Origin of the sequence: Melittangium boletus DSM 14713, assembly GCF_002305855.1 — a bacterium.
Taxonomy (GTDB): Bacteria; Myxococcota; Myxococcia; order Myxococcales; family Myxococcaceae; genus Cystobacter; species Cystobacter boletus.
On record NZ_CP022163.1, the window covers coordinates 4,111,079 to 4,135,116 of the forward strand.

Sequence of the window (24,038 nt, forward strand, 5' to 3'; positions counted from 1 at the left end):
GGTGAAGCCAGTTAGCTCTTATCCCATGTCCCGGAAACCGCCCCACGCGCTGGTCCGGCTCGCCTTCCAGGTCGAGCACCACGTCGAGTCCTGGAGTTGGCGCGTGCGGCGCAAGCTGCGTCTGGCGCGTCCACCGCGCATCCTCCCCTACCGGGGCTATGGAACCCCGGGCAAGAGCGTCATCAAGGCGCGCGTGCTCGAGGATCGCAAGGTGCGTCCGCCCTGGAGGCGCTACACGCTGCTGGGCAGCGCCATCGCGTCGTGGAAGCGCTACATGACGGTGGAGATTCCCCATGCGCGCGTGGTGGCGCGCTGGGGCGACCGGACATGGGAGGGCACCACCGACGAGGAGGGCTTCCTCGAGCTGTGGGTGGAGCCGCCCGCGGGGGTGCGCTCGGGCTGGCACGAGGTGGAGCTGGAGCTCGTGTCGCCCTCGCCCAAGGGAGTGCCCCGCGTGCGCGCGCCCGTGCTGGTGGCGGGCAGCGAGGCGGAGGTCGGCGTCATCAGCGACATCGACGACACCGTCATCGTCACGCACGTCACCAACTTCCTCAAGCGCACCTGGACGCTCTTCCTCACCGAGCACCGCACGCGTCTGCCCTTCGAGGGTGTGGACGCCTTCTACGAGGCGCTGCGGCAGGGGCGCACCGGCTCGGCGGGCAACCCCATCTTCTATGTGTCCTCCAGCCCGTGGAACCTCTACGAGCACCTGGATGAATTCCTCGGGCTGCACCGGATTCCGGCGGGGCCGCTGCTCCTGCGCGACTGGGGCCTGAGCCGCACCGGCTTCGCGCCCGGCGGCGGACATGGGCACAAGCTGGAGAAGATCCGCGGATTGATGGAGACCCTGGCCCCGCTGCCCTTCCTGCTCATCGGGGACAGCGGACAGGAGGACGCCGAGCACTACCGCACCATCGTGAACGAGTTCCCCGGCCGCATCCGCTGCGTCTACATCCGCAATGTGTGGCATCGCCCGGGCCGCGAGCGGGAGCTGGAGCGCATCGCCGAGGAGATCCGCGCCGGCGGCAGTCAGATGCTCACCGTGGACGACACCGTGACGGCCGCCCGCCACGCCGCGAGCCAGGGGTGGATCCGCTGGCAGGAGGTGGCCGAGGTCCAGGCCCACCAGCGGCAGGACACCGAGGCCCGGGGCCTGTTGGACGCGCTCGACCGCGAACCGTCGGCCTGAGCCCCCGGTGCGCTACCGGGGGGCGTGGGCGCCGTGCTCGGAGATGCGCAGGGTGTAGCGGATGGGCGCGCCCCGGTCGCTCCGGGCCATGCCGTCCACCACCACGAGCACCGTCTGCCCCTTCTCCAAAGTGAGCTTCACCGACGCGGCGCCCGCCTGGCCCGAGCCCTGGCTCGCCGCGCAGGCCAGCTCCCGGCCCCGGCAGCCCGTCAGCACGTACAGCGCGTTGGCGTCGCTGCCCTGCGTGTCGAAGACGAAGGTGCCCGCGCGGGGCGCCGTCCACAGGTGTCCCCGGTCCGGTTGCAGGAGCGCGCCGCACGTGCCCTGGAAGCCGTCCCCCGAGTGCACCGTGTCTCCCTGGTACGTCACGGGCAAGGCGCTGCCCAGGTTCACGTCCGAGCATCCCCTCCCGTCGCACAGGGGCTCGGCCTGGCAGTCCGTGTCCGCGCAGTCCACCCACCGGTCCCCGTCGTTGTCCGCGCCGTCGAAGCAGCTGCCCGCCTCGGTGGGGGTCCGCTCGTGGATGTGCAGCTCGAAGTCGCCCGAGCTGAAGTCCCCGCTCCGGGGCGAGTCCACGATGACCAGCACCCGCTGTCCCGCCGTCAGGCTCACCGCCACCCGCGCGCCGCCCCCGTAGCTGATGCCGGAGGTGGCGCACGCGAGTTCCTCGCCCAGGCAGTCCTCGCGCCGCACGCTCACCAGGGTGCGCATCGCCGAGCGCGCCGTGTCGAAGGTGAAGACGCCCGCGTGGGGCGCCCTCCAGGCGTAGGACCGGTCCGGCGCGCCCTGTCCCCCGCAGGAGGCCAGGTGGTCATCCCGGACATTCGCCGTGCTGCCCTTGAGGCTCACGGGCAGGGTGCTGCCCAGGTCCTGGTCCATGCACACCGGCTGGGGTTGGTAGCACACGTTGGCCACGCCGCCGCCGCCACACGACTCGCCCGCGGCGCAGGTGCCGCACTCGATCGTTCCTCCGCACCCGTCCGACACGGTGCCGCACGTCCTTCCCAGCTGGCCACACGTGTACGGCCGGCACGTGGTTGAAGCGCACACGTTGGCCACGCCGCCGCCCCCGCAGGTCGCGCCGCCCGAGCAGGTGCCGCACTCGAGAATCCCCCCGCACCCGTCCGGCACGAGGCCACAGTTCTTGCCCAGCTCGGCGCACGTGTCGGGCTGGCACTGCGCGCTGCCGCAGACGTTGGCCACGCCGCCGCCCCCGCACGTGTCATGCCCGTAGCACGCGCCACAGTCGAGCAGCCCGCCACAGCCGTTGGACACGAGGCCGCAATTCTTGCCCAGGGCCACGCACGTGGTGGGGTTGCACGAGGCTGGGCCGCAGGTGTTGGGCGCCGGGCCGCCGCCGCACGTCGAGTCCCCCGGGCAGGTGCCACAATCCAGCAGGGTCTCTTCACATCCATCCGGGAGCAGGCCGCACTCCTGGCCCATGCTCGAGCAGGTGACGGGCATGCACGGCGGTTTGCCACACACATTGGGCACGCCCCCCGCGCCGCACGTCATGTCGCTCGCGCACGTGCCGCACTCGAGCGTCCCGCCACAGCCATCCGAGATGCTGCCGCAATTCTTGCCCAGGGCCGCGCACGTGGTGGGCGTGCAGGTGGCGGGGCCACACACGTTGGGGGAACCGCCACCGCCGCAGGTTTCCCCATCGGGGCAGGTGCCGCACTCGAGCGTCCCGGCGCAATCATCCGAGACGGTGCCGCAATTCTTTCCCCGGGCCTCGCAGGTGGTGGGGGTGCAGGGCGTGCGGCCACAGACGTAGGGCGTGCCGCCGCCGCCGCAGGTGTCGGGGGGATGGCAGATGCCGCACCGCAGGTGTCCGCCGCAGCCGTCTGGAATGTCGCCGCAGTGGGCTCCGAGCGATTCACAGGTGGAGGGGGTGCAGGGCGCCAGGCCGCACACATTGGGCCGGCCGCCACCCCCACACGTCTCCCCCACGCGGCAGGTGCCACAATGCAGCACGCCCCCACAGCCGTCGATGGCCGTGCCGCAATCCAGTCCCTGCTCCGCGCAGGAGAGGGCCTGGCAGCCAGAGCCCTGGGCGAGGACGTCCAGGGAATTCCACCTGCCATCACATGACAGCCACACCACCACGAGGCACATCCACGCCCGTCCGACGCCCCATCGGTTGCCCATTACCCGACCTTCCACCCGGCTGAGCGAGTGGTCCATGGGGTCTCAGGATGGGACTCGTGTCCGGGATGCGGAAGGGCGGCCGGGGCGACGACGCCCGATGGTGAACGGAGCGGCGTGCCCGCTGGGGACAGGAAGTGGGCCGGTATCCAACGCCCGCTTGGTCTGGGGGCCATGGTTCCTGTCCGGGGCTGGGAACGCCACCTTTGGAGGGGGGGTTGTGGGGTGATGGAGGGGGAAGGGAAACGATCGATGCGGCCGTGGACGTTCGCCCGGCGAATCGCGGTGGGCTTCGCCGTCCTGCTGACGGTGGCGGGAGCCATCGCGGGAAGCACCGCGCTCGCCCTGCGGACGCTCACCCACAGCGGCACGGACGCGGCGATTCTCCGCCAGGGATTGAGATTGGCGGAGGTGGAGCGGTTGCGCCGGGCCTTCAGCGAAAAGCTCGCGAGCCAACGGGGCTACTCCCTGACGGGCAACGCTTCCTTCGTGGCCGAGGCCAACCTGGCCCGGGGTCAGTTCCTGGGGACCCTGGATGACTTGCGCGCACGTCCCCGGACATCCGACGAGGCCCAGGCCCTGGAGGCCGTGGCCCGTGCGGAGGCGGAGCATCAGCTCGCCATGCAGCGGCTGAACGAGGCTCGGGAGAGTGGGGGAGAGATGCCCCAGGAGTGGGACGCGGTGTACAGGCGGGCCACCGATGCGCGCGACCAGACGCAGGAGTCGCTCGAGGGGCTGTCCTGGCTCACGCGCCAGCAACTCAACGAGGACGCCTCTCGGGCCCGGATGGTGGACCATCAGGTCTTCTGGCTCGTGCTCGCCGCGGCGACGCTCGGCCTGCTGATGGCGGCGGGACTGGCGGGCGTGCTGACGCGGGGCTTGTGGCCCCTGCACCGGGAAGCCCGGGTGAGCCAGGCGCGCTTCCGGCTGCTGGTGGAGGGGGTGAAGGACTATGCGCTGTACCTGCTGGACACCGAGGGGCGCGTGGCGAGCTGGAATCCGGGCGCCGAGCGCATCCAGGGCTGGTCGGCCGGGGAGATCATCGGCCGGCCCGGCGCGCTGCTCTACCCGCCCGAGGCGATGGCGGATGGCACCCCCCTGCGCGAACGGGAGCGGGCCGAGCGCGAGGGGCGGCTGGAGTCGGAGGGCGTGCGGATCCACAAGGATGGCACGCGCTTCTGGGCCGAGTCGCTGCTCACCCCGCTGAAGGACGCGAGCGGACGACTCGAGGGATTCGCGGTCCTCACCCGCGACATCTCCGAGCGCAAACGCCTGGAGAGCGGCCAACGCCTGCTCGTCGAGGCCGAGGGGGTCTTCCACGCCGAGAAGGATCCGGAGCAGGCGGTGGCGGGGCTGCCGCGGCTGCTCGTTCCGGAGCTCGCCGATGGCTGCCTCCTGGGGCTGGTGTCCACCCGGGGAGGGCTCGAACCGCTCGCGGTGGCCCATGTGTCTCCGGAGAAGGAGGCCCTGCTGTGGGAGCTGCTGCGCCTGCCGGTGCCTCCTCCCAGGGAGGTGGCGGGGATGCGCCATGTGCTCCGCACGGGGGCGTCCGAGCTCTTCACCGAGGTCACTCCCCGGGTCCTGCTGCGGATGGCGCCCGACGCCGGGCACCTGTCGATCCTCCAGCGGCTGGGGGTGGTCTCCATGCTCACGGTGCCGCTGCGCGCGGGAGGCAAGACGCTGGGCGTGTTGGCGCTGGTGTCACAGCGGGCCGAGCGCCGCTTCACCCTCACGGATCAGGTCTTCGTGGAGGAGCTGGCGGGCCGGGCGGCGCTGGCGCTGGAGAATGGGCGGCTCTTGCGCGAGGCCCAGGCGGCGCTGGAGCTCATCGGCGTGGCGGCGCATGACCTGGGCAATCCCCTCCAGGCGTTGCAGCTCATGTTGGGCAAGTTGAGGCGCCTGCCACCCACGGAGCCGGAGGCCCTGCGCGAGGGATTGACCCGGGCGGTGCGCCACACCCAGCGGCTGGGCCGGTTGCTGCTCAACTTGTTGGACCTGTCGCGGCTGTCCTCGGGTCGGTTGGAGCTGGAGCTGGGAGAGGTGAACCTGGCCGAGCTGGTGCGCGAGGCGGCGGTGCGCCACGCGGAGCAGTCGGAGGAGGTAGGCAGCCCGCTCGTGCTTCGGGTGGAGGAGGTGGTGGGGCAGTGGGACAAGCTGCGGCTGGAGCGGGTGCTGACCAACCTGCTGTCCAACGCCTTCAAGTACGGCAAGGGGCACCCCATCGAGCTGACCGTGGAGCGGACCGGGGAAGGGGCTCGTCTGAGCGTGAGGGATCACGGCCCGGGCATCCCGAGGGATCAGCAGCTCACCATCTTCGAGCGCTTCTCCAAGGCGCCCTCGGTGGGAGAGCGGAAGGAAGGCTTCGGGCTGGGCCTCTACATCGTGCGGCAGCTCGTGGAGGCGCACGGCGGCGATGTCCGGGTGGAGAGCGCCTGGGGGGAGGGGGCGGCGTTCATTGTTGAACTGCCCTTGCGCGCGATGCGTCTGGAACTGGATGCAGACCCCGCCCCGCCGGGCTCGATGCACTAGGTGGGTTGATCGGTCAGGGAGGATCGGAAACCGTGGGCGCGAGCACGAGGTGCATCCATGGTGAAATTGGCCCTGTTGGGAGAGTCCTTTCCGTCGCAGTTGCGTGAGAATCCGCAGGCGCTTCGGGATGTGCAGGTGGTGTGGTCTGGAACGTCGCTCGAGGCCTTCAAGAACGAAGTGCCGGAGATGAGGCCGGACGTGCTGGCCCTGGACTTCCTGGAACTCAATGCCGTGGACACGGGCGTCATCCCGTCGCTGTTGGAGCGCGCGCGGGCCAGGCACGCCATCGTGACGTACCGGTTCGCGCGGCGCGGGGTGTTGCAGCAGTACCCGGCGGGCAAGGTGCGGCTGCTGCAGGGGCCCATCTCGCTGTCGCTCTTGCGCGCGCACGTGCACCTGGCGGTGCTGGACGATGTGCTGCAGCCCCAGCCGGTGCGGCCCCCCGTGAATCCGGCGCCGACGCCCCCGGTGGCCGCGCAGCCGGTGTCGCCCATGCAGTTGGGAGCGCCGGGAGGCGCCACGCTGGCCACGGTGACGGTGCCGGCCGTCCCGAAGCCGCCGCGCTACACCCAGGAGCAACTGGGCACGTTGCTCGAGTACTCCAGCTCGGTGCGATGCGAGTGCCCCAACCACTTGTCACAGATCGTGGCGGGCCTGCAGGCCTTCGAGGAGTACTCGAAGCAGTGCGAGAACCGCGACGACGCGGACCGGCAGGTGCACGCGATGCTCTACCGGTACACGGCGGGCGCGCGCGCGGTGATGGAGGAAGCGCTCGACGCGCTGGTGAAGCACGAGAACATCCAGCTGTGAGGACCAGACGGCCTCAGTGAATCAGGGGCGGGGTGGGCTCCGCGTCCCGCATCGAGCCCAGTCCCCTCAGGGCGTGGGGCTCGTCGGCGCGCGAGTCCTCCTCCATGCGCTCGAACTCCGTGGCGTCGTGCGCGCAGAACACCTGGACGTCCCGGTCATGCAGGCGCACCAGCTCGCGCAGCCGCTCCTGGTTGAGCTTCCGCATCCGCCCATCCTTCTGCATCAACTCCTGATACGCCCACAGGCCCGGCGTGCACATGGGATGATCCGGATTCATCTCCTCGTGATGGAAGTACGCGTCGCCCGCGTGCAGGAGCCACCCGTCCGGCTGCCGGATGGCCACGCCCGCGTGTCCCAGCGTGTGCCCCACCAGCGGCACCATCAGGATCTCCGGCGGCAGGCCCTTCAAATCCCGCACGGCCTCGAAGCCGAACCACCGCTCTCCGCCGAAGGGCATCGGGTACGTCACCCAGTGCGGCTGGGTCCTCCACTGCCTCGGCCGGAAGCGCTGCCGATCCAACCAGGTGCGCTGGGCCGCGGCCGCCTCCACCTCGTCCAGCATCACGTGCACGTCGGCGCCGGGGAAGTCATCCAGGCCGCCCGCGTGGTCGAAGTCCAGGTGCGTGAGCACGATGTGCCGCACGTCGCCGGGCTTGAACCCCAGGCGCTCCACCTGCCGGATCGCCGTCATCTCCTCGTGGAGCTGGGGCCGGTTGAGTCCGAGGAAGACACCGCTCAGCCGGGGCCGTGGCTCGCGCACGTCATTCAGACCAAACCCCGTGTCCACGAGCACCAGCCCCCGCTCGGTCTCCAGCAGCAGGCAGTGGCACACCAGGGAGGCGGGCAGACCCTTGGCATGCTTGCGTCCGTCCATCCACTGCCCTCCGGGTGGACACATGGTCACGCAGTTCAGGTGATGGATGCGCATGCCTCGGCTCCTTTGGCTCGCCACGGGCCCGGGCGGGGCCCTCTCGCCTGAGAAGCTGGGGCGGCCGGGGCTCGGGGGCCAGGGGGCCGGGGACGAGGGTTGCCCGGCCGCCTAGTCCGCGCCCTTGATGCAGGCCACCGGCTTGAGGCGCCGGGCCACCTTGGCCAGACCCGCCATCTCCACGGTGTCCAGCACGTCGTCCAGGTTCTTGTAGCAGGGCCCCGACTCGTCGATGGGCGTGGTGCGCGTGTTGAGGAGGATGCCGGCCTCCTTCATGCGCTCGTCGGTCTCGCCCTGATCGAGCACCCGCCGGGCCTCGCCGCGCGACAGCCGCCGTCCGGCGCCGTGGTTCACCGAGTAGATGGAGCGCTCGGCACCGGGCTCGGCGAAGAGGATGGCGCTGCCCGTCTCCATGGAGCCGGGAATGAGGATGGGGTGGCCCGAGGAGGCCCAGGGCGTGCCCTTGAGCGAGGGGTGCCCGCCAGGGAAGGCCCGCGTGGCCCCCTTGCGCGCCACGAACCTGCCCGCCTCCTTCTGGATGAGGTTGTGGGAGATCTCGTAATAGACGCTCGCCGTGCCGCCGAAGACCTCCTCGAGCGCGGCGCACACGGCCTCGGCGATGAGCAACCGGTTGGCCACGGCGAAGTTGGCCGCCATGTTGTGCAGGTTCCAGTACTCGCGCCCGAGTCGTCCTCCCGCGTCGAGCCAGATGAAGTCCTCGCTGTGCCGGCCGAGCCCGAGCGCCGCCGCGCCCTCGACGAAGTAGTGCTTGGCGATGTTCCAGCCGAAGCCCCGGCTGCCGGTGTGCAGCATCACCCAGACGCGGCCGGACTCATCCACCTGCATCTCGGTGAAGTGGTTGCCACCCCCGAGGCTGCCCAGTTGCTCGCGCTTCTCGTAGGCGCGTGGGGGGATGTCCACCCGGTCATCCTCCACGGGGAGGAAGTCGCGCTCGGTGATGGAGCCGTGGCGGCCGAGCGCCTGGGCGCCATGGCGCACCACTTCCGCGAAGGTGCGCGCGTCCACCTTGCGCTGGTGCTGCACCCGCGAGGCCCCCACGCCCACGGCGATGCGCTTCGTCACCGCGTCGATCCACTTGCGGCGCTTGGAGGGGTCCGCCACGTCGGCGGCGGTGAGGCTCGTCTGCAACTGCACCATGCCGCAGCCGATGTCGTAGCCCGCCGCGGTGGGCAGGAGCACGCCCTCGGTCTCCACGACGGTGCCAATGGGGACGCCGTAGCCCACATGGCAGTCGGGCGTCACGGCCACCCGGGTGACGCCCGGGAAGGAGGCGGCGTTGACGACCTGCTGGAAGACGGCCTCCTCGAGGCCGGGCAGGCCGGGGCCCTCGCCCAGCAGCAGCTTGTCCGAGAGGAACAGGTGGGCATCCACCCGCATCGTCTTCGTCTTGGGCAGGACGTAGTGCCCGTCCGCGACCTTCTCCAACCGTTGTGTCCAGCTCATGGCGCGTCCTCCCTGGGAGTACTTCAACCGCCGGCAGCGACGGGAACGTCCGGTGAAAGCTGACGGACAGAGCAAGCGGCCAGTCTGGCGTCAGGTGGACGGGCTGTCGGTCCATACCGGGGTACGGCCCGGGCCCCAGTTGCCGCGCGCCGGGGGAATTCCCATTTCTCCTCTTAGGACGGGCAGCACGGCAAGGGGGTTGGGAGATGGGGATTTTCGGAGCGGTGGTGATGGCGTTGGCGGTGCACGCGGGGCCCCTCGAGGTGAAGACGGCGCCGGTGTTCAACCCTTCCCTGTGCGCGAAGAAGCGAGTGGACTCGTGTGGCTGCCATCACGTCTACGGTGTGCGCCACTGCCACGCCAAGCGCCAGAGCGACCACTGCGAGGGCATGGTGCGGGCGGATGAGCCCGGTGCCTCCCAGGTGGACGACTTCCTCTCCACGCTGCCCGAGGCCGCGGAACACGGGGACACGGCGACGCTCTGACGCACGTCACCGGAGAGCCCATGAGCGCGTCCGCCGCCCCCATTCTGCTGGTCGAGGATGATCAAGACATCCGCGAGACGGTCTGCGAGCTGCTGGAAATGGAGGGCTACCCGACGGTGACCTCCAACAACGGCCAGGAGGCGCTGGCGCAGCTGCACCGCATGGCGCGCCCCTGTTTGATCCTGTTGGATGTGATGATGCCGGTGATGGACGGGCACACCTTCATGGCGCGGATGCGCGCGGAGGAATTGCTCGCGGACATCCCGGTGGTCGTCACCTCGGCGAGTCACCGGCCGCCGGCGGGCGCGAGCGCCTATGTGCCCAAGCCCATCGACGTGGATGAGCTGATGACGATCGTGAAGCGCCACTGCCGCTAGGCTCAGGAGTCGGTGAGGAGCGTCACTTCCAGGGCTCCCTCCCCCGGCGCCGCCACGCGTTCAATGTCATCCACCTCGTAGGCGAGCAGGGGGGTGCGCGAGGAGACCACCCACCAGCGGGTGCCCGGCGCCGCCCGGATCGCGAGCAGGTTGTCCGACAGCCGGCGCAGCTCCGCGGAGGAGGGCAGGGGAAGCGCCGGGGGCGGGGGACTCCCGCTCCACGCGTGGGGTGCTTCGAGATCCTCGGGGAACTCGAACAGCTCCTGGGGACCCGCGAGCGCGGCCGGAGGGCCGAGCCGTGTCAGCTCCCTCGCCATCTCCTGATTGCGGGGCTCCAGCTCCAGCGCCACCTTCAACACCGCGCGTGCCCGGGCTTCGTTCCCCAGCCGCATCCACAACTCCGCCGCCGTGCGGTAGGCGTGCATCGCCTGGTGCCGCTCCCCCGCGCGCCGGCAGGCCTCGGCCTGGCGCACGTGGAGCGAGGGATCTCCCGGCTCCAGCGCCAGCAACTTCGCATAGGTGCGCGCGCACTCGGCGAAGCGCCGCTGCGCGTACAGGTGCAACGCCTCTTCCTTCAATTCCCTTGGACCCATCGTCCACTTCCCTTTCGGCGCCAGGACGACTGCGCCCCTCGCTGGAAGGCTGGAAGTGCAAGCACGGTATGTGCCTGGAGCTGGACCGTTCCGCTCGGACAGTCGTCGCGCGCTTCGTCCGGCCGTGTGCATCGGGTCCGTTCTCTGCCCGTCACCTCGGACCTGTCACCTCTTGCCAAAGCGGGAATACTATTTTCTTCCGGTTCAATCCGCTTTCACGGTCCCTGTAATAGATGGCGATTGCACCATTCTGGCGCTGTCATTTCTGCGGGATGAGGCCCGCGCTCCGCCCTCTTCCGACCCTGGGAGCTGTCTCGAAACAGACATTCCCCGGGTGAAGACTCCGGCTCCTCGAAAATGTCTCCCGAGGAGGATGCGGTGCGTCAATTCCAGTCTTCGCATCACCCCCAGCGTTCGCCGCGCTGCGTCAATCGATTCCCGGTTTGCGAGAATGTTTTCTAATGGTACTGATTGAATTCCAGGTTTCGGGGTTATCCCCTGATTTTCCGGAAGAAAAGGTTCGAGACATGAGTCGAAGCGGAAGTCGATGGCTGCGGTTGGGATGGCTCTGCGGAGCGCTCGGGGTGGTGGGCTGTAGCGAGCCCGGAGTGATGGGCGCGGCGGACGTCCAGGGGGAAGAGGCCGTGTGCCAGGAGCCGGCGTCGCTCGCGGCGTCGCTCACGATCGGCGGTCAGGCCTTCTCCCTGACGTGGGAGGACGACTTCGGCGGGGCGCTCAATGGCGGCCAGACCAAGAGCTACCTCAACACGACGTACTGGACGAAGGAGAACCTGGGCGTCAACTACGAGCAGCAGGCGTACACCAACCGTGAGTGCGCCAACCCCAGCAATGCCAACAACTGGAACTACTGCGTCGAGAACGGCAAGCTGACCCTGCGCGCGCGGCAGGAGCCGCTGGATTGCGTGGTCTGGCAGACGTGCACGAGCAGCAGCCAGTGCAACAACGGCGGCACGTGCGCGAGCACGGGCTACTGTCTGAACGATCGCAACAAGAACGGTGTCTGGGATCACGAGGAGTGCGCGCCCTTCACGGGCATCGCGAACGCTCCGGCCAACGACACCAAGTACACCTCGGGCCGCATCAGCAGCGACGAGAAGGTGGAGTACCGCTACGGCTATGTGGAGTTCCGCGCGCGCATGCCCTTCGCGGAGCTGCCCGCCGGGGCGACGCCGCCCAACGGCATGTGGCCGGCCATCTGGATGCTGGGCGCCAACGGCGCCATCGCCAATGGTGGACGCGAGGACAGCGCTGGCTGGCCCATGACGGGCGAGATCGACATCATGGAGTACACGCAGATCAAGGAGAACAAGGCGCTCTACCCGGAGAACAAGGCCATGGGCTACAACGTCCTGTGGCGCGAGATTCCCGAGGCGGGCGAGCTGGCGGCCAGGGCGGGTGGCTGGGAGCCCAACGCGTGCAGCTCGTGGCCGAACAACGGCGACGTCAAGTGCAGCGGGAACCTCAATGGCGCGCGCGCCACGTGGGACGGCAAGACGATTGACTACCACCAGTGGCACACGTGGGGCTTTCTCTGGGATGAGAATGGCTTCAAGATCTACATCGACAACCTGCCGCAGAACGGCGGCACGCCCGTGGGCTCGTTCGCCATTGGCGATGGCGCGACCGAGTTCCGCCAGCCCATGTACCTCATCCTCAACAACGCGGTGGGTGGTGAGCTGGGCTGTCTGGGTTGGAGCAACCGTGCCTGCACCTCCAGCGCGCAGTGCGCCAACAACTCCGCGTGCGTGAGCGGCAAGTGCCAGGAGACGCCCGCCTCGTGCGTCAACATCGACTGGGCGAACCACGGGGACAAGGCCAAGCTCGAGGTGGACTACGTGCGCTGGTACCACCGGGACGCGGGCTACGCGCAGGCGCCCGCGGCCGCGTGCCAGGATGGCAATGGCGACGGCAAGCCGGACAACCTCATCCGCAACTGTGGCTTCAACGAGGACTACACCTACCACCGCAGTGACTTGTTCTTCGACGGTGGCGCGGGCCTCACGGAGATCATCAACGAGGGTGGCACGCGCGGCTACGTGCAGTGGGTGCGCATCGACAACAACGGCTGGCAGAACCACAGCGTCCAGGTGCGTCAGGAAGGCCTGCCGCTGACCGCGGGCACCCAGTACAAGTGGAAGGTGGACCTCAAGTCGAGCGTGGCCCGCACGGTGCCCATCAAGATCGCCCTGACCAAGGATCCCTGGACCACGATCGCTTCCTTCAACTGCAACGTGGGCACCACGTGGACCACGTGCTCGCCGCCGAACTTCACCGCGAGCGCCACGGGCACCTACAAGTTCGAGATCGACCTGGGCACCACGAGCGGCACCACGTTCAACGGCTCCCAGGTGTACATCGACAACATGTACCTGGGCACGACGGCCAACGCCTGCCAGCCGGAGTGCACGGGCAAGCAGTGCGGCTCGGATGGCTGCGGTGGCTCCTGCGGCACCTGCCGCTCGGGGACGGCCTGCGCCGCCTGGGGCCAGTGCACCGCGAACGGCGGCGGCACGACGCCCCCCACGGATCCTCCTCCCACGGGCGGCACGCCCGTGCGTCTGGAGGCGGAGGCGGGCACGCAGACCGGTTGCTTCGCCGAGGCCGGTGGCGACAGCGGGGGCAAGGTCGTCGCCTTCGAGGGCGGTGACTCCATCTGCTGGAGCAACGTCAACCTGACGGGCCTCAAGACGGCCACCGCGCACGTGGGCGCTCCCTACGCCGGTGGACAAGCCCAGGTGAAGTTCAACAACACGGTGATTGGCACGTTGAACCTGAGCACGGCGACGGGTGGCTGGAGCAGCCCGAGCCTCAAGGACATCTCCACCTCCTTCACCAGCACGGGCACCGGCACGCTCTGCCTGGTGGGCGTCACCCACCCGAACGGCTGGATCTTCTCGGTGGATTATCTCGACCTGAAGTAGCCACGTCTGGCCCCCAGGCTCCCCTCGGCGGCATTCCGCCAGGGGGGGCCTGGTTTTCACCCCGCGGTTCCTTCCCCCCTACCCCCCATGACACTTCCCCTCCTTCCTGGCCGGAGCCCTCGGGGCGTCCGGTCCTGGCTGTTTCATGCCCGTGCGGGCGTGGCGCTGCTGGGCGCGATGCTCTCGCCCCTCGTCGCGCAGGCCCAGACGGGCCCGAACCTCGCGCTCAACAAGACCGCTTATGCCTCCTCGACGGAGGTCGGCACTCCGGCCGAGGCCGTGGATGGCAGCCTCGCCACGCGCTGGGGCAGCAACTTCACCGCCAACGAGTGGTTCTACGTCGACCTGGGACAGAGCACGGCCATCTCCCAGGTGGTGATCAACTGGGAAGCGGCCTACGCCAAGGACTACAAGATCCAGGGCTCCACCAACGCCACGGCCTGGACGGACCTGAGCTCCGTCACCAACTCGGATGGCGGCGTGGACACCATCGCGGTGTCGGGCTCCTACCGCTACGTGCGCATGCTCGGCGTGACGCGCGCCCTGACTGGCTACGGCTATTCCATCTATGAGTTCGGGGTCTATGGCAGCGGCGGCGGCTCGCCGACGGGCTCGGACCTCGCCCAGGGCCGGCCGGTCACCGCCACGAGCACGGAGAACAACGCCCCGGGCAATGGGCCCGGGTACGCCGTGGATGGCGACTCCGGCACCCGTTGGTCCTCCGCCCCGGGCGTGGATCCCCAGGTGATTCGCGTGGACCTGGGCTCGGCCCAGGCGCTGGGCAAGGTGGTGCTCGACTGGGAGACCGCCTCCGCCAAGACGTACACCATCGACGGCTCCTCCAACGACACCTCCTGGACGACGCTCGCCACCGTGACGGACGGCGCGCCGGGCCGCCGGGAGCACACCGTGTCGGGCACCTACCGCTACGTGCGTGTGCGCGGCACCTCGCGCACCACCATCCACGGCTACTCGCTCTGGTCCTTCGAGGTCTACGCTCCGGGTGGGGGCACCACGCCGCCTCCCCAGACGGGCAACCAGGTCATCAACCTGAACTTCCCCGAGCTCGCGTTCGCGCGCATCAACCTGTCGCCCGCGCCCCTGAGCATCTCGCCGGCGCCCCAGGAGGGTGACATCAGCTCGCCCGGCGTGCGCAACCCCCCGGGCCCCTTCACCTACCAGCTCACCTATCCGGCCAACACCACGGTGACGATGTCCAAGAACCAGTTCTCCCCCACCCAGCCCAACACGGACATCCGTCTGGCGGTGGTGAACTCCCAGGGCGTCACCCAGCGCGGCCAGAGCGTCACGGCGCTCGCGGTGCAGGGTGCCAACTGGAACGTGGAGATCTACTCCACGGGCGGCTCCACGGATCCGCGCGACCGCACCATCATCCCGGACCCCTACAAGGCTCCGGCGCCCCCGGCGGTGACGGGCGCGTTCCGCGTGTCCTCGCCCGCCAACGGCGCGATGATCACCAACACCCGCCGGCCCACGCTCACCTGGGCAGCCGTGTCGGGCGCCACCAGCTACAAGGTCTTCGTCAACATCACCCGGGATGACTACGACTGGATGGCGGCGGGCAACCTGCTGGACCGCTACTCCGAGGTCGGCACCGCCACGGGCACCTCCTTCACCCTGACCCAGGACCTGTCGGATCGCTGGACGTACAAGTGGTACGTCGTGGCGACCGTGGGCGGGAGCACCAGCCGCTCGGACATCGGCAACTTCAGCGTGTACCTGCCGGTGGTGGAGACGGCCGCCGACGGCATCAACCTCATCAATGGCATGCGCGACCTCAACAAGAACGGCACCATCGAGCCGTACGAGGACTGGCACCTGCCCATCGCCACGCGCGTCAACGACTTGATGGGCCGCATGACGAAGCGCGAGAAGGCGCTGCAGATGTTCTTCGACTCCAAGACGACGCCCAACGCGGGCTTCATGATGGGCCCCCTGAGCCCCGAGGACATCGTGACCTTCCAGCGCGCCTCCGCCCTGGAGCGGCTGGGCATCCCCATCATCGACGCGGGTGACTCCATCCACGGCTACAAGACGAGCTGGCCCACGCAGCCCGCGCTCGCCGCCACGCGGGATCCGCAGCGCGCCTGGGACATGGGTGACATGCAGCGCCGCGAGCAGCTCGCGGTGGGCAGCCGCGGCACCCTGTCTCCGCTCGCCGAGGTGGGCACCAAGGTGCTCTACCCCCGCATCCAGGAAGGCAATGGCGAGGACGCGGACCTGTCCGCTGGCCTCACGCGCGCCCTCATCGCCGGCCTGCAGGGCGGCCCCGAGGTGAACCCGCACTCCATCTGGGTCACCACCAAGCACTGGCCGGGCCAGGGCGCGGGAGGCGAGGGCGGCATCACCTACGACGGCACCACCATCCACTACCACATGCGTCCGTGGCACGCGGCCATCGAGGCCGGCACCAGCGGCATCATGCCGGGCTACGCGGGCAGCTGGCTGCTGGGCCCCGAGGGCTACGGCGCCGGTGACAACCCGGGCATCCTCAACTACCTGCGCCAGAACCTGGGCTACACGGGCGTCATCTGCTCGGACTGGCTGCCCTCGGGCGCCTGGGTGCGCTCGGCCACGGCGGGCTCGGACGTGATGGGCGGCGCCACGCCCACGCAGATGGGCAACTTCGAGAACGAGGTGAGCGAGGCGCGCATCAACGACGCCGTGCGCCGCATCCTGGACCTCAAGTTCCGGCTCGGCATCTTCGAGGACCCGTACCGCAAGGGCCCCGCGGGCACCGCCGAGTGGCACACCGCCACCAACAAGCAGCTCGCGCGTCAGGCCGCCCAGGAGTCCCTGACGCTGCTCAAGAACGACGGCGCCCTGCCGCTGCGCCTGCCCGCGGGCTCCAGGCTCGTCGTCGCGGGTCCCCGCGCGGATGATCCGGCGTGCATGGTGACGTGGCGTTCGGACTTCCACGGCACCGAGTTCGGCGACCTGACCATCTACCAGGCCATCAAGCAGCGCGCCGAGCGCGACGGCATCACCGTGTACAAGGACGCGGCCCCCGCGGGCGTGACGCCCAACGCGGCCATCGTGGTGGTGGGCGAGAGCTACTTCACCCACGGCACCGAGTGGGACAAGGAGAAGCCCTACCTGCCGGGCGACCCCATCGGTCCCGCGCACGACGCCAAGTGGGGAGACCAGTACGGCGTCATCACCCGCTTCAAGTCCGCGGGCATTCCCACGACGACGGTGATGATCCTCCCGCGCCCCTACGTGCTCACCAACGTGGTGCCGCAGAGCAACGCGCTGCTCATGGCCTACCGTCCCGGAGACATGGGCGGCCTGGCGGTGGCGGACCTGCTCTTCGGCGACGTGCTGCCGCGCGGCAAGCTGCCCTGGCAGCTGCCCCGGAGCATGAGCCAGATCGGCACCGACAACGAGAGCAACCAGCTGGAGAAGTGGGACATCCCCTTCGACCTGGGTGCCACGGACTCCGAGCGCGCCACCATCCGCCAGAAGATCGCCGCGGGTGAGCACATCCTGCCCGTCTACGGCAACCCGCTCTTCCAGTACGGCGCGGGCCTGGATGGCTTCGGTCTCAGCGACTCCACGGCGCCCACGGCCTTCACCCTCACGGCGCCCGCCAACGGCGCGGTCATCACCGGCGCGCGGCCCACGTTCACCTGGAACGCGAGCTCGGATCCCCAGACGGGCATCCACCGCTATGAGGTCGTCATCGACGGCATCGCGCTGACGACGACGAAGACGACCAGCGCGCCGCTCGAGGGCACGGTGTTCGGCAATGGCCAGCACTCCTGGTACGTGAGGGCCTACAACTGGGCCGGCGGCGTCACGTCCTCGCCCACGTTCACCTTCACCCTCAATGACACCACGGCTCCGGCGGCCTTCTCCGCGCTCGTGCCGGCGGCGGGCACCTCGGCGCCGGGCGCCACGACCACGTTCATCTGGGAGCAGTCCTCGGACGTGGGCAGCGGCATCTCCCGCTACGTGCTGCAGGTGGACGGGGCGGACCGCACGCCCGCCATCAACCCGAGGCCCCGGGTGAGCCCCACCACCAACCTGGCGCTCGGCCGCAACGCCTACGCCTCGTCGTCGGAGTTCGGCTCGGGCAACGACGCGGTGGACGGCAACCCGGCCACCCGGTGGTCCAGCCGCTCGGACACCGCCAGCCCCGACACCGAGTCCATCACCGTGGACCTGGGCGCCGTCTACGCCATCAAGCGCGTGGTGCTCAATTGGGAGGCCGCGTACGGCACGCAGTACGTCGTGGAGACGTCGCTCGACGGCGCGACGAACTGGAAGGCGCTGTACACGGAGAGCGCGGGCAACGGCGGCATCGATGACCTCACGGGCCTGAGCGGCGTGGGGCGCTACGTGCGGATGCGCGGCGTGAAGCGTGCCCTGCCGTATGGCTACTCGCTGTGGGAGTTCGAGGTGTACGGCGCGGGCACGGAGCAGACGAGCCTCACCGGGCTCGCGGCGGGCAGCCACACCTGGCGCGTCCGGGCCATCGACGGCGCGGGGAACTCCACGCTGTCCAACGGCCCCCTGTCCTTCACGAAGTAGACAGGTTCGGAGCTGTTGAGTGACAGGGAGGCGGCCCGGAACAAGGGGCCGCCTCCCTTCTTTTTGGCCTCACCGCCGTGGGACACTGCCCGTCATGAACGTGAAGAACTCCCTGGGTGTGCTCGCTGTCCTGGCGGTGGTGGGTGGCTCGGAGGTGAGCGCGCGGGCCCCCGCGAAGGCCGACAAGAAGACCGCGGCGGAGGCGCGGGAGGAGACGATCACCCTCAAGCCCAAGGAGGAGCGGGACTTGCGAGTCGTGGGGCTGACGCGCGTGGCGGTAGGGGACCCGGACATCGCGGACATTCAGGCCATGGGCGATGACGTCCTTCGCGTCACCGCGGGCAAGCCGGGCCAGACGAAGCTGACGGTGTGGACGTCGGACGGCGCGCGCCGGAGCTATCTCATCGTCACCGAGAAGTGAGGCGGGTCATTGCGCCCGCACCGGCAGCGAGCGGTTGAGCGTGGTGCCATCCCCCAGTTGGCCGTGGCCGTTCTGACCCCAGGCCCACACCGTGCCGTCCGAGCGCACCATCAGCGAGTGGTGGAAGCCCGCGGCCACGGCCACCCCCGTGTTGGTCGCTGACACCTTCACGGGCAGCGAGCTGGCGCTCGTGGTGCCATTGCCCAACTGGCCGTCGGAGTTGACGCCCCAGGCCAGCACCGCGCCACTCGAGAGCACCGCCAGCGCGTGGGTGGAGCCCGCGGCCACGGCCACCACCACTCCGTTCAACCCCTGCACCCGCACCGGCACCGTGTTCTGGCCAGAGCTGTCGTAGCCCCAGCCCCAGGTCCACACCGTGCCATCCGCTCGCACCGCCAGCGAGTAGGTGTAGGCCGCGGCCACGGATACCACGCCGCTCAATCCCTGCACTCGCACCGGCAACGTGCTGTTGCTCGTGGTGCCATTGCCCAACTGGCCGTCGTAGTTGAAGCCCCAGGCCCACACCGTGCCGTCCGCGCGCACCGCCAGCGAGTGGTAGGAGCCCGCGGTTACGGCCACGACCTCGCTCAACCCTTGCACCCGCACCGGCCAGGCGCTGTCGTTCGTGGTGCCATTGCCCAACTGGCCGAAGATGTTGGAGCCCCAGGCCCACACCGTGCCGTCCGAGCGCACCGCCAGCGAGTAGGAGAGGCCCGCGGCCACGGCCACCACGCCGCTCAATCCCTGCACTTGTACCGGCGATGTACGGGTGATCGTGGTGCCATCTCCCAACTGGCCGAAGGGGTTGAGACCCCAGGCCCACACCGTGCCGTCCGAGCGCACCACCAGGGAGTGGTGGCTACCCGCGGCCACGGACACCCCTCCGCTCAATCCTTGCACGCGCACCGGCAACGCGCTGTGGCCCAGGGTGCCATTGCCCAACTGACCGGAGTCGTTGATGCCCCAGGCCCACACCGTGCCGTCCGGGCGCAGTGCCAGCGAGTGGCTGGCGCCCGCGGCCACGGTCACTCCTCCGCTCACGCCTTGCATCTGTACCGGCAACGCACGGTGGCTCGTGGAGCCATTCCCCAATTGGCCGGAGTAGTTGTAGCCCCAGCCCCACGAGGTACCGTCCGAGCGCAACGCCAGGGAGTGGTATCTGCCCGCGGCCACGGCCACCGCGTCGTTCACTCCTTGCACCCGCACCGGCGACGTGCGGTTGCTCGTGGAGCCATCCCCCAACTGGCCGAAGAGGTTGTAGCCCCAGGCCCACAACGTGCCGTCCGAGCGCAGCGCCAGCGAGAAGCCCGTGCCCGCGGCCACGGACTCCACCCCGGTCAGCCCCTGGACCAGCACCGGCGACGTGCGGCTGCTCGTGGAGCCATCCCCCAACTGGCCGGTGGAGTTGTAGCCCCAGGCCAACACCGCGCCACTCGAGAGCACCGCCAGCGAGTGGGAGTAGCTGGCGGCCACGGCCACCACTCCGCTCACTCCTGGCACCTGCACGGGCAGCGTGCGGTTACTCGTGGAGCCATCCCCCAACTGGCCGGAGTCGTTGAGGCCCCAGGCCCACACCGTGCCGTCCGAGCGCACCGCCAGGGAGTGGTGGTGGCCCGCGGCCACGGCCACCACCCCGCTCAGTCCCTGGACCTGCGCCGGCAACGTGCGGTTGCTCGTGGAGCCATCCCCCAACTGTCCGGAGGAGTTGTAGCCCCAGGCCCACACCGTGCCGTCCGAGCGCAGCGCCAGTGAGTGTAGGTTGCCCGCGGCCACCGCCACCACATTGCCCAATCCTTCTACGGGCATCGCTTGTGTGCGGTTGCTCGTGGAGCCATCCCCCAACTGGCCGAAGGAATTGGAACCCCAGGCCCACACCAGGCCATCCGAGCGCAGCGCCAGCGAGTGTTGGCCGCCCGCGGCCACGGCCACCGCTCCGAGCACCCCATACACCCGCACGGGCGACGTGCGGTTGCTCGTGGTGCCATCTCCCAACTGGCCGGAGGTGTTGTCTCCCACGGCCCACACCGTGCCATCCGAGCGCACCGTCAGTGTTTGGGAGGCGCCGGAGATACGGGTTCTCGTCTGCGCACCCCGGAGAGGGGAGGGAAGCGATACCGGCTCTTCTCTCTCGACGGCGGGCTGTCCGCAGCCCACCCCCAACCACAGCCCAAGCCATACGCCCAACATCCTGCTCAGCCAATCTCGAGGACTGCTCTGCATTTGGTATCTCCTGCTCCTGGGGCATTCACCGCGAGTGCGTCAAGGTCAGGAAATATCACCAGCTCATCGTCACTCGGAAATGAGGCGGGACGGTAAGCCCCGAAACAGTTGGGACCTGGCGGCACTTCCGGACCCTTGAATCGGGGCCCTATCGTGGAAGGCATGGGCTCCTGGCGATTCGTGGCGTCGTGGCGGTGGTGTGTCCTGGCCTTTCTCGCGGGGGCGTGTGCGCACCCGGGAGGGACGCGGGAAGAGGCCATGGCGCCTTCCGCGAGTGTTTCACCCCTGTCCGAGAAGGAGCGCAAGGTGCGCCGGCTGATGGCGCTCACGGGCGCGGAGGCCTCGGGGCGGATGATGTTCGAGTTGATGGCGGACCATTTCCAGCGCTCGGCGGAGTTGCCTCCGGGCTTCGTGGAGAAGTTCCGCGAGGTGGCGGCGCGCGAGTCGCTGGTGGATCAACTGGTGCCCATCTACATGAAGCACCTGTCCGAGGAGGACGTGGACGCGGCCATCGCCTTCCACGAGTCCGCGTCCGGCAGGCGCTTCCTCGCGGCGCAGCCCCAGGTGATGCAGGAGGCGAAGGAAGTGGGCGAGGAGTGGGGCGTGCGGCTCGCGCAGAAGGCCCTCCAGGCGCTCGAGGAGGAGCGGGACGAGGAGGAGTCCGGCGTGCAGCGGCTGTAGGCCCACTCCCCTTTTCAGGCCTTGATGTACCGCTCGAACACGGAGCCGAAGTCCTTCACCCAGTACTTCTGCTGAGCGCCGAGCAGCCATGAGAAGGCGGCCTGGTTGAGTTCCTTGAAGGTCTCCACGAGGGGCGCGGTGCCCGCCTGGCCCCGGCCCAGGGTGGTGGAGGCGAGCTCGATGCTGGCCTTGGCGTGACCGAGCGCCAGTTCATTCTCGAGCATCAGCTCGGAGATGCGGAACAGCGCCTTGTAGAGGTCCTTCACCTGCTCGAGCTGCTTCTTGTGGACGTCGATCGAGAAGCTCTTCGCGCCGAGCTGGAATTTGATCTCCACATCCATGTCGATGGTGCCCGCGGTCTCGAGCAGCACTTTCGACACCGGGTGAGAGCCATAGTTGTAGCGGTGCAGCATGCGCTTCTTGCTGGCGGCGCTGGTTCCGTCCAGGTGGATGAGCGCCTTGTTGGTGAAGCAGTACTCGTCGGACTTGGACTTGATCAGGAAGTAGATCTTCTCCTGGTCCTCGTGCATCACGTAGTCGTCGGCGTCCACCTTGTCATAGTCCGCCGGAGCGATGACCGAGCCGATGTCGCTGAGCCCGAGGGCGTCAGCCGCGAGTTTTCCGAACATGTTCATTCTCCCGAGCCAAGGTGGAGTGGCCGTGATGTGGCCCCGTGGGCCGGTGCCACGATAGGCGACCGGCCCCTCGGCGACTACTGCTTCGCCCCTTCCGGGGGAGGGGGCGCCGCTTCCGAGGAGGCTTCACCCGCCCGGGTCGCGGCCGATATCCGCGCGGAGGAGACCTTTCCGTTGAGCCCGTTCTTCCGCTTGAACGTCACCTCGAGATACTCATCACTGAAGGAACTCTCGAAGGAGCCAACGACCCTGGGGGACTGGATGTTCTTCTTGACCCGGATGCTCGTGTAATCATCGCCCGTGCCACCGTTCGGATCGTCATAGACGGTGATCGTCGTGCCCGCCTTGGCCTCGAGGATCTTCGCCGATCGGGCCTCGTCGTTGTCGCACCCGTAGCCGTCGTTTTTGAAGTTGACGAACGTGCTGCTGGTCAAGGGCAAGGTGCAGACGATGTTCTGACTGGCGCTCCCGCCCTCATAGAGGACAATCGCGCTGTCGGGGAAGTCCGTCGGCTGGGGATCCACCTCGATCCGGGAGACCTTGCCATTGAGGCCATTGTTCCGAAGGAAGCGGATGGTGTAGTCCGCGTTGTCGCTGTTCGTCTCGAGGCTGGAGATGACCACGCGCTCGTCGATGCCGATATCCCTCTTGGCGTCGATGATGGCGTAGTCGTCCTGTCTGTCTCCGCTCGGGCTGTCATACAACTTGATGCGCGTTCCCTTGCGGATACCGCTCAAGACGGCGGAGCGCATTTCATCGTTTTCACAACCCATGCGGGCTTCGTCGCTGGACTGCAAGTTGAGTGTGCGCTTGATCTGGGTGCCAATGCCGCACACGATGTCTTGTGTGGCATTATCGCCCTCATAGAAGATCACGCCCCCGTTGTTGCGCCACTCGACGTATTCCATGGCGTCTCCTTTGTCCACGTAGTCCAGGGCGATGTAGCTCGGGGGGCGGTTGGCCTTGGACCGGCAGTGGTCCTTGTCGCGCTTGAGGATCTTGTCGAAGCGGTTGTCGAAGTCGCTGTGCGCGCCCAGGACGGTGTACTGGTGAAAGTGGTTCATCACGAAGGGCCGGGGCCAGTTCTTGTAGGTGGAGGAGGCGGCGGTATTCAATTCCGCGCTCTCGCCACGCTTCTCACAATCGTAGTCATGGACGCCGTCATCGGGCAGGAGCGCGTTGCCGAGGTTGTACGTGTTCTCGACGGTGAGCGCTCGCTCGTTGATGACGTACGCCCCGCCATTGTAGCTGCCGCTGTTGCCGCTCTTGGAGCTGAGGATCAACAGACGCTCGTTCTTGTTGATCATCGCGGCGAGCGTGGGCCAGGTACCCGAGGGCCACCCCTCGGGCTTGAAGATGTACGTCGCGACTTCCGGCGTGTTGCTGAAGACCTTCTGGAGATCTTCCTTGCTCGAGTAATCCTCGAAGAAGAGCGTGACCACTTCGTTCCGGTTATTGCGCAAGAAGGGGAGGATGGAGTTCTTGAGCGCGGTCTCGAACTTGAGGCTGCCGGGGAGGCAGGTCCCATGGCACAGGTAGATGTCGCCATCCTTCACGTGAAGGTCGAGCATCATTCCGCGAACACCTTTCTCCAACTGTTCGCTGAGGTTCATGCTCTGGCTGGAGTTGACCCCGCCGTAGTTTCCATAAGAGAAGGCATTGTGGGCGGTCAACCACGTGTACTGGTTGAAGGGCTTGTTCTTGTCGGCGATGTAGCCGGGCTGGGCGCTTGACGGGGTGGCGGCGGCCTTTTCCTGCTCGGGCGTTTGGGCGAAACAGACGTTGGTGAGGAGCAGACCGAGAAGCGTGCTCGTCGACATGAGTTGATGGGCTGTTTTGATCATGGGATTGCGTGAGTCCTGTGAGACCGCACCGCGGGAGGTGACCCTGGGCTGGAAGAGGACAAGTCTACGGGCGCTACACTAAGGGTAGTGCCTTGTTCACCATATGTGTGCACTGGCTGACTCGCCAGCCGTGTCTCCGCCGAGGTCAATCCGTCCCGGGAAGCCCCCTGTGCAGGGACTCCACGAGGCTGGGAGGGTCGCCTTCGCGCAGGGCGGCC

16 protein-coding genes are annotated in these 24,038 nt (G+C 68.5%); 9 read left to right on the top strand and 7 right to left on the bottom strand.

The features are described 5' to 3' along the window. Window positions 1-25 precede the first annotated feature (25 nt). Window positions 26-1,189, top strand: a complete 1,164-nt coding sequence (locus tag MEBOL_RS17455; RefSeq protein WP_095978502.1) for an App1 family protein phosphatidate phosphatase — start codon at window positions 26-28, stop codon at window positions 1,187-1,189. A gap of 12 nt (window positions 1,190-1,201) precedes the next feature. Here MEBOL_RS17455 and MEBOL_RS17460 read toward each other — a convergent pair whose 3' ends face one another. Then, window positions 1,202-3,340 (bottom strand): tryptophan synthase alpha chain, encoded by a 2,139-nt coding sequence (locus tag MEBOL_RS17460; protein WP_245919851.1) that lies wholly within the window; start codon window positions 3,338-3,340, stop codon window positions 1,202-1,204. Between the two features lie 249 nt (window positions 3,341-3,589). Between MEBOL_RS17460 and MEBOL_RS17465 the strand changes: the two genes are divergently transcribed. Beyond that, on the top strand, window positions 3,590-5,866 hold the full coding sequence (locus tag MEBOL_RS17465) for a sensor histidine kinase (RefSeq protein WP_095978503.1): 2,277 nt from the start codon (window positions 3,590-3,592) through the stop codon (window positions 5,864-5,866). Window positions 5,867-5,923: 57 nt separating this feature from the next. Continuing rightward, window positions 5,924-6,676, top strand: coding sequence for a hypothetical protein (locus MEBOL_RS17470; protein ID WP_095978504.1), 753 nt, complete (start codon window positions 5,924-5,926; stop codon window positions 6,674-6,676). 13 nt (window positions 6,677-6,689) lie between these two features. On the opposite strand, the gene MEBOL_RS17475 is transcribed toward MEBOL_RS17470, so the two are convergent. Continuing rightward, window positions 6,690-7,604, bottom strand: coding sequence for an MBL fold metallo-hydrolase (locus tag MEBOL_RS17475; protein ID WP_095978505.1), 915 nt, complete (start codon window positions 7,602-7,604; stop codon window positions 6,690-6,692). A gap of 111 nt (window positions 7,605-7,715) precedes the next feature. Beyond that, complete coding sequence (locus tag MEBOL_RS17480) at window positions 7,716-9,068, bottom strand: RtcB family protein (RefSeq protein ID WP_095978506.1); 1,353 nt, start codon at window positions 9,066-9,068, stop codon at window positions 7,716-7,718. 206 nt (window positions 9,069-9,274) lie between these two features. Between MEBOL_RS17480 and MEBOL_RS17485 the strand changes: the two genes are divergently transcribed. Then, window positions 9,275-9,553, top strand: coding sequence for a hypothetical protein (locus MEBOL_RS17485; RefSeq protein WP_095978507.1), 279 nt, complete (start codon window positions 9,275-9,277; stop codon window positions 9,551-9,553). Window positions 9,554-9,573: 20 nt separating this feature from the next. Then, window positions 9,574-9,930: a response regulator gene (locus MEBOL_RS17490; protein ID WP_095978508.1), complete on the top strand. Its 357-nt coding sequence runs from the start codon at window positions 9,574-9,576 to the stop codon at window positions 9,928-9,930. 2 nt (window positions 9,931-9,932) lie between these two features. Here the strand turns inward: MEBOL_RS17490 and MEBOL_RS17495 are convergent, their stop codons facing one another. Next, window positions 9,933-10,523 (bottom strand): hypothetical protein, encoded by a 591-nt coding sequence (locus tag MEBOL_RS17495; protein ID WP_157775094.1) that lies wholly within the window; start codon window positions 10,521-10,523, stop codon window positions 9,933-9,935. A gap of 527 nt (window positions 10,524-11,050) precedes the next feature. On the opposite strand from MEBOL_RS17495, the gene MEBOL_RS17500 reads away from it, so the two are divergent. From MEBOL_RS17500 to MEBOL_RS17510, 3 genes are all read left to right on the top strand, one after another. Beyond that, complete coding sequence (locus tag MEBOL_RS17500; protein WP_245919853.1) at window positions 11,051-13,465, top strand: carbohydrate-binding protein; 2,415 nt, start codon at window positions 11,051-11,053, stop codon at window positions 13,463-13,465. A 159-nt stretch (window positions 13,466-13,624) separates the two neighbouring features. Continuing rightward, window positions 13,625-18,019 (top strand): galactose-binding domain-containing protein, encoded by a 4,395-nt coding sequence (locus MEBOL_RS17505; protein WP_425437629.1) that lies wholly within the window; start codon window positions 13,625-13,627, stop codon window positions 18,017-18,019. A gap of 94 nt (window positions 18,020-18,113) precedes the next feature. Then, complete coding sequence (locus MEBOL_RS17510; RefSeq protein WP_095978511.1) at window positions 18,114-18,440, top strand: pilus assembly protein N-terminal domain-containing protein; 327 nt, start codon at window positions 18,114-18,116, stop codon at window positions 18,438-18,440. 6 nt (window positions 18,441-18,446) lie between these two features. Here the strand turns inward: MEBOL_RS17510 and MEBOL_RS17515 are convergent, their stop codons facing one another. Beyond that, window positions 18,447-20,660: an RCC1 domain-containing protein gene (locus tag MEBOL_RS17515; RefSeq protein ID WP_095978512.1), complete on the bottom strand. Its 2,214-nt coding sequence runs from the start codon at window positions 20,658-20,660 to the stop codon at window positions 18,447-18,449. A gap of 258 nt (window positions 20,661-20,918) precedes the next feature. On the opposite strand from MEBOL_RS17515, the gene MEBOL_RS17520 reads away from it, so the two are divergent. Then, a complete protein-coding gene (locus tag MEBOL_RS17520) occupies window positions 20,919-21,341 on the top strand; it encodes a DUF2059 domain-containing protein (protein ID WP_157775097.1) in 423 nt (140 codons plus the stop codon). Between the two features lie 14 nt (window positions 21,342-21,355). On the opposite strand, the gene MEBOL_RS17525 is transcribed toward MEBOL_RS17520, so the two are convergent. Then, complete coding sequence (locus MEBOL_RS17525; protein ID WP_095978514.1) at window positions 21,356-21,970, bottom strand: PH domain-containing protein; 615 nt, start codon at window positions 21,968-21,970, stop codon at window positions 21,356-21,358. Between the two features lie 83 nt (window positions 21,971-22,053). Further along, window positions 22,054-23,820, bottom strand: coding sequence for a phosphatidylinositol-specific phospholipase C domain-containing protein (locus MEBOL_RS17530; protein WP_095978515.1), 1,767 nt, complete (start codon window positions 23,818-23,820; stop codon window positions 22,054-22,056). Window positions 23,821-24,038: the final 218 nt, after the last annotated feature.